The sequence below is a fragment of the Candidatus Poribacteria bacterium genome, assembly GCA_021162805.1.
Classification (GTDB): domain Bacteria; phylum Poribacteria; class WGA-4E; order B28-G17; family B28-G17; genus JAGGXZ01.
In genome coordinates this window covers 1-7,074 of record JAGGXZ010000127.1, presented here as the reverse complement: position 1 = coordinate 7,074, position 7,074 = coordinate 1, and the positions used below count along the sequence as shown (strand labels likewise).

Annotated in this window: 7 protein-coding genes; all 7 read right to left on the bottom strand. The window is 55.4% G+C overall.

From position 1 onward, the window contains the following. On the bottom strand, positions 1-643 hold a 643-nt coding region (locus J7M22_09900), incomplete at its 3' end, for a PQQ-like beta-propeller repeat protein (GenBank protein ID MCD6506921.1). 401 nt (positions 644-1,044) lie between these two features. Further along, a complete protein-coding gene (locus J7M22_09895) occupies positions 1,045-1,920 on the bottom strand; it encodes a hypothetical protein (GenBank protein MCD6506920.1) in 876 nt (291 codons plus the stop codon). Positions 1,921-1,924: 4 nt separating this feature from the next. Then, complete coding sequence (locus tag J7M22_09890; protein ID MCD6506919.1) at positions 1,925-2,284, bottom strand: AbrB/MazE/SpoVT family DNA-binding domain-containing protein; 360 nt, start codon at positions 2,282-2,284, stop codon at positions 1,925-1,927. Positions 2,285-2,377: 93 nt separating this feature from the next. Further along, on the bottom strand, positions 2,378-2,902 hold the full coding sequence (locus J7M22_09885; protein ID MCD6506918.1) for a tetratricopeptide repeat protein: 525 nt from the start codon (positions 2,900-2,902) through the stop codon (positions 2,378-2,380). Positions 2,903-3,059: 157 nt separating this feature from the next. Next, positions 3,060-4,319 carry a flagellar assembly protein T N-terminal domain-containing protein gene (locus tag J7M22_09880; protein ID MCD6506917.1) on the bottom strand — a complete coding sequence of 420 codons (1,260 nt, stop codon included), beginning with the start codon at positions 4,317-4,319 and terminating at the stop codon, positions 3,060-3,062. A gap of 93 nt (positions 4,320-4,412) precedes the next feature. Beyond that, positions 4,413-4,574: a hypothetical protein gene (locus J7M22_09875; GenBank protein ID MCD6506916.1), complete on the bottom strand. Its 162-nt coding sequence runs from the start codon at positions 4,572-4,574 to the stop codon at positions 4,413-4,415. Positions 4,575-4,576: 2 nt separating this feature from the next. Next, the coding region (locus tag J7M22_09870) for a caspase family protein (GenBank protein MCD6506915.1) at positions 4,577-7,074 on the bottom strand (2,498 nt) is incomplete at its 5' end.

The following is a 7,074-nucleotide window of genomic DNA, read 5'->3' as shown; positions in this document are numbered from 1 at the left end:
CTATCGCCGGAGAGCTTAAAATACTTAAAATACTATCCCCCGTCTTGAACCTCCATTCCTCCCCACCGCTCCCTCCTGACAAGCAGTAGAGGTTTCCATCTTCACTCCCTACCACCACCTCCATCTCTCCATCTCCGTCTACGTCCCCTATCGCTGGGGAGCTCCACACCAAACTACCTGTCGTGAACCTCCACTCCTCCCTTCCGCTTACACCCGATACGCAGTAGAGGTTGTTATCCATACTCCCCGCCAAGACCTCCATCTCACCGTCCCCGTCTACATCTCCTACGCTGAAGGACTTTACACTACCACCCGTCTTGAACTTCCAAAGTAGCTCCCCGCTGTGGGAGACGCAGTAGACGTATCCGTTATCACTCCCCACCACAACGAACTCAGGGGTTGCGACCACGCCGTTAAGGCTGGTATCCCCACCATCAGGCGGGGAGAAGCTCCAAAGTAGACGCCCTTCCCTTGAGAAGCAATACAGCCTGTCCCAGCGGTCTGCTTTATTCAACTTATCCCCATTGCTTGCATGGTATATCCTGTCCCCGAAGATGAGGGGATGGCAGGTGAAAACATAGTTCTTCTTCCCCACATAACCCTTCCATAGGAGTGTAACGCCATCAGCGACACGCTCGTTCACACGAACCACCTCGCCAGGCTCCTCGGAGTAGGAGAAGTGAGGAGCGAAGGAAAGGATTAAAGGGATTAAGAGGATTATAGGATTAAGGCGTGATATTTTACGTCTTCCGCTCATGTTCTACCTCCTTGTCCAAGGGCGAAATGCCTTGCGCCACCACATCGGCGGAGATGCCACCTGAAGGAACGAGGAACTAGGAGAGAGGAACCAGGATTTTCATCTCCTCGTTCCTTTCTCCTCTCCCCTCGTTCCTCATCGGAACACGGATATTTTAATCCATTTCCGATCCGTTATCAATTATCTATCATCGAGTGCACACAATATCCATCCATCCCGCCGCCGTAGGGGCAGACCCATGTGTCTGCCCCATGGAACGCGCACATAGGTGCGTCCCTACCGAACCTCTATACCCCAGCCAGCCTCTCCTCGAACTCCTCCAAGCTACCACATCGAATGGCATAACGAAGCAACCGCTTCAAGATGTCCCTATCTCCTATCCTCCTTATCCTTTTCTCCACATCCTCAGGCACGATCCCGAACCTCTCCTCCAATGCCTCCAACACCATCTCACGGGCCTCCTCCAACATGCCCTTCCTCATCCCTATCCTCTCCGCCGTGGTGATATACGGCATACCTTTCACCTCCTCTTCCTTGATGATTTCATCGTGATATGCCTCCTCCAAATCTTCAGGCAGATTTATCACCAAATCTATGAACCGATATAAACCCAGCACCTCCTCCCTCCCATATCCTCTCTCATACAACATCCTCGTCAGCCTCACCTTCCAGTCAAACCTCTCCCGCCCCCTTCCCTTCGTCTCCTGGGACTTCAAATGGGCCATCACAACCACTGAGAAGGGATTCGGGTCCTCCTCCAACTCCTCCCATCTACCCCTGTAATCCAGCAGCTTCACCACAGGGTAGATCATCTCAAGATGGAAATCCCCTATCCCAAACCGGTATGGCCCAGGGCGGAAACTAGCATCCTCGTCGCTCAACACCGCCAGGCTCACAACATCCCTGTTGTATCTGTCAAATATCCGATAGTTGTAGATATACATCCTCTTCGAGAACTCCTCCTGGGGATACCCCTGAACCTCTATGTGTATCAGCAGCCACTGTTCCTTTCCGTCCTTCAGATATGCCTTCACGAGTGTATCGACTCTCCTTCCCCTTAATCCCCTTCTGCTTATACGCCCAAGCTCCTTGTCGAGGAAGTCGAATCCCTTGGATGTGTCTATGTGCTGTGCTATAGAGGGGAAGAAGGAGAGGATAATCAATAGATTATCCTCTTTCCCGTTCCTCGCCGGGAATGCGCGCCGTTATCCCTCTCAATCTCCTGCAATGCCTCCTGTCGAACGTATAGATGTCGGGGATTCCCCTATCCCTAGCCCAACAGGCGTTATAAATCACTCTCCCAGCTATATTCCTTTTAACCTCCTCCCTAACCTCATCTAGGTTTTCGGGGACCTTCTTGGGCTTCAAGGAACCTTTCAATTCGAGGAGGGTTCCCTTAACGGGGTATATCATCGCCTTTCCCCCTTCGACGGAGAAGATGATCCAGTCGCCTGATTCGATGCCAAGCATCTTCCTGATCTTTTTTGGGATTGTCACCTGTCCCTTTACTGTGATTTTCGCCATCATCTCGTTTGTCCTTACTTTTTATAACTTGTAATTCAATTTGAATTCTATCATGCCATTGGGAGATGGTTAACACCAACAACAACCATTTGGGGCTCATTCCGTCGAGGGAGCGGTCAACCGGTCGTCCTTCATCCTCAGCTCCTCCAGTTTGCCTTTGGCGTAGGGGTTATCGGGCTGAAGCTCGGCTATCCTCTCCCATTCCCCTATCGCCTCCCCGATCCGCCCCTCCTTCTCAAGCAGAAGGGCGAGTTTCATCCTGAGGTTCGGGTTTTCGGGCTCGATCCGAACCGCCTCCCTCTGCCATCTTATCGCCTCGGAGACGTTCCCGATCCGATCGAAACAGATGGCGAGCAAGGTGCATATCTCGGGGTTATCCCCGTCATGCTCATAGGCGAGCTTCAGCTTCGGTATCGCCCCCTCGAACTCATCCCTCCCCATCATCAGCTTGGCGTCGGAGATCAGCAGATCGGGGTCCACCCTCTCCCTGATGAGGAACTGATACGACAGGGCCATGCCCACGGCAAAGGCGATGAGGGCCACGGAGATTAAAACCCATCTTCTCGTTTTATGTCCCGGCGTGAGCTCGGCGATGACCGTCTCTATGTCGGGCCTTGCCAATTCGATATCCTCCTCATGAAATGAATTGTCATTTGTAGTCATTTATGGTCATTTGGCTTCGTCGCCATCAATAACAGCAAATGGCCATAAATGACACGAACGACTATGAGATGATTGGCCACTCCAAACCTTAAGGGCAGGCCCGTGTGTCCGGACCTCATCGTCGGGAGCGCTCGACCATCATCGTTCGGGTGGCGGTCTTGACCACCCTCCAGTTGGGGCTCTGATTTATGACGGTCGCCAGATATCTAACCCTCTGGGGGAGATCTCCACCTACCAGGGCCTGCTTGGAGAAGGTCAGTATGAACTTGCTCATCACCTCGTCGAAGATGACCCCTCTGACCTTCTCCACCCCGTAGGGCTCATACCCGCTCAGCTTCTCCTGGAAATCCCGATATCCATCGAGATCCTCCAGCCCTTTGACGTAGAGGACGACCGTTCTGTCGGGAGGTCCCATCTTCTCCTGCAGTTCACCTATCAGCTCCTCGATCTTGGGCTTCACGTCATCAACGACCAACCTCACGGCGGTGTCGGCCTTCTGGACGGCCCTCTCCTCCACCCATTTCTCGATCACCAGCTCGACCACCTCTCTCTCAGGGTTCAACCTGACGACCTGGAGGTTTCCGTCGAGGTTGACGACCTTGAGCTTTCGGAGGTTCTTGAACCTCTCTCCGCCGGGGACATCGGCACCTCTCATGGAGAAGCTCATCTCGCCGATCAGGAAGAGATCGGCCAGCTCTCCGAGACCGCTGGACCAGAGCTGGGAGGCCGATCTAACCCGTTCCTCCCTCGGCACGCTCGTATCGGCGAGCTTCTCTATGAGCTTCCTGACCCTCTCAACCTGTTCCTCCGTCAGCCATGGGATGTATGGACCTTCATCTCGCTCCTTCTTATCCTTTCTCTCCTCCCCATATCCCGCCTCGATGAGCGTGCTTCTGAGCGTGGAGTGGAATTTGTCTCGAGCCAGCTTCGAGAGCCGCTCGTCCAGATCCTCCGTCCTGACCTTCACGCCGACGAAGATGACCCTCGGATTGGACAGCTTCTCCATAACCTCGTGGATGTCCGGTGAGACCCAGACCTTGAGTTTGACGCGGATGTAGCCGGGGTTTTCGGGATCGGGATGGGGTCTTTCGATATATCCCAGCTTCCTGGCGTATCCCTCCACATGGGCGTCAACGACGTCGCTTACGAGCTCGGCGTTATGGACGACGGTCTGGCTTTTGATGTTGACTCCGATCTGGTATTGGAGGGCGTTTCTGAGGGCGTCCCTCTCGGCCTGCGCCTCAGCTGCCTCGACGTTCCCCTCGATTATCCTCGCCTGTCCCGTGGCCTCTACCACCCATCCGGGCTCCTCGGCCCAGGCGATGAGGGTGAACAGGAGCGATAGAGTAAGACCGATTATCAGATGCCGTCTCATGAATCACCTCCGTTCTCATTGATAAATAACGTGCGAGATGGAAGAATATTTCAGCAAATCGTAGGAGCAGGCCCCCGTGCCTGCCCGTGGGTATTACCGAGCGGTGGAATCGGCGATGGGAATAACGGCCATGGGCAGGTTACCGTCATATCGCCCCGTCAATACCGGATGCTGAACGTCCCCGGTCTCCCGCCTGACCTTCTCCTTCACATAATCCCCTATCTCCTTCAACGTTCCCCCCGCCAATTTCTTCACCTTCACTTCACGAACATGAAGTCCCCTTCCGTCCCGAAGTATGTTCCCAGTTGGGGCATCAGCCCGTAGTCCGCCATCTTTCTTTTGAGGTAGACGCCGAGCTCGGACGCAGTTATTATCCCGTTGTCGTCAAGGTCAGCAAGCCCCTTCAGACCCTTCAAAAGCTCGTAGGTGAACGCACCGTGCCCCACATCCCCTCGCTCAGGCACGCTCTGCCCCTTTCCCCCTGCAGTTATCACCTGCGCCGCCCTGAACCTCGCCCAGAGCTTTAGCTGTCTCCTGGTAGCCTTTGAGAGTTTCCTCATCCCCCTGTCCGTCGCCAAACCCGAAAAACAGCAGTCCAGGATGAAAAGCCTGTGCTTCGCCTGTATCGCTTTGGCATACTCCTTCAGCCTGCTCATCGGTATAGCGCTCGCCATGTATCCCCCTGCATCCGACGGGTCCGAAAGGTTTACGTCCGCATCGCTCGGTATCAGGAAGCCCATCTCCCCCTCCGGCAACCTCACCGATTGCCCATGCCCGGCGAAGAAGAACAGAACTGCATCATTCTCCGAGACCACCCTCTTGTCTGCAAGTCTCGCAAGCTCCCTCTCTATCTCCCCCTTCGTCGCGTTAATCAGTAGCTTGACCTCAAATCCATACTCCTTCAGCAACTTCGCCATCGCCTCTGCGTCCGACACCGCATACCCAAGCTGTAATTTCGGCGGGAGATGTTCATACCTGTCCACGCCAACCACCAGTGCGTGCTTCCTCCTGTAAACTCCCGTCGGGTCAAACACCGCCTCATACCTTATCACCTTTATCCCCCTACCCTCCTTCACCCCGTTCGTCGCCACCACCTCTATCCTGTTCCACCCCTCCTTCAGGTAAAGCTCCCGCTCAATCCTGACCTCCCTCCCCGAAGGCACTACCGACACCCCTCTCCCCTTCACCTCCACACCGTTGAGGTATACCTTCACCTCCTTTATCTCCCTCTTTTCGTCCGTAATCACTGCGGAGAGTTTGACCGAACCCCTGTCCGTCCTCTCACCCTTCGGCTCAGTTATAATCACCAATGGCGGGCTGACCTCCTCGCTCGCCGGAATCTCCCCCGGTATCTCAGGCGGTATCCGCTCTTTGACGTCAAGCTCAACCTCCGCACTGCTTCCCTCAAAATCCTCCTGCTCCGCCTTCACCGTCAGCTTGAACCTCCCTGACCTTCCGAGATGGACCGATAGCGAACCTGCTACCTCACGTCCCGGCGGGATTCTCCCAAGCTCAGCCTCACCTTTCACCCGACGTATTCCCCTTTCAAGCCCGCTCAGGGAGAGCTTCACCCCCCTTGCCTCAAGCTCGCCCTCGTTTCTGACCCTCACCCTAAGCTCAACCCTTTCGCCCCTTTCCAGAATCCCGTTCCCGTTACCCCTTGAAAGCCCACTCCCGCCGTCAAAGACCGATGTCGTGATGCTCAAGACCGGCTTCACCAGCTCGCAATTCAGGGTGATCTCCTGGCTTGAACCGAACCCACGAGCGTCAAGATACCGAACGGAAATCGGGATGTAGCTCTCCCCGAACGTCCTGCTGACCGCCACCGCAAACCTCACCCTCGCCTCCCCGCCGGAGGGTATGTCTCCCGAGAAATCAGGCTGATGACGGATTTCCACTCCCGATGCGGAGGATTCCACGCTCACCCTGACTCCTTTCCCCTCTCCCTCGCCGATGTTCCTCAAGCTCCCGTGAACCTCTACGGTTTCGCCGTTTTGAATGACGCCGTCGCCGTTTCCGGATGAGAACCCGCTACCGTCGTCCACTATCTCAATCTCGGATAGCTGAAGGAGGGGCTTTTTAAACCTTCTGGTCTTGATTTTGATGAAAACTGGCATAGGGTCGTATTCGCTCCGTTCCTTCCCGCTTACGACCACGACCGCTTCTCCTGTGGGCAGGTTCACGTCCGCCTTCAGCCTCAGGCTCACCCGCTTGGTCTCGCCCGGCTTTATCCGTTTTATACTTTCGGGGGTTTGGACCTCAATCATCTTTGCGATGGAGGCTGGCTTCAGGCTAACGCTGAGGGAGAGACCGTAGGAGGGACCCTCGCCCGTGTTGGAGACGGAGACGGTGAGCCTGCCCGTTTCAAGTCCCTCAAGTATGTCGTCCCCTGAGACGTCCCTGAATGAGAGGGAAAGCTCAAGGAATGGGGGCTGTTTGGTGGGAGGGACGAATTCGCCCGGAGTCCACTCGTCGGTCGTCCCCGTCTTTGATGCCAGCCCGTAGGAGAGTGCGTTCTCCAAAAGCCCTGTCCCGAAACCGTCTCCGTGCCACCTCGCCCAAAGTATCTCCCCTGCCTCCTGCCCCCTCTCTCCTTTCACCTTCAAAAGATACAGCCAGCCATCCCAGCTTGCAACCGCTATCTCAGCCCGCCCGTCCCCGTCCACATCTCCTATCGCTGGGGAGCTATACACACCCCCACCCGTCCCGAACCTCCACTCCTCCCTCCCACTTCCTCCTGATACGCAGTAGAGGT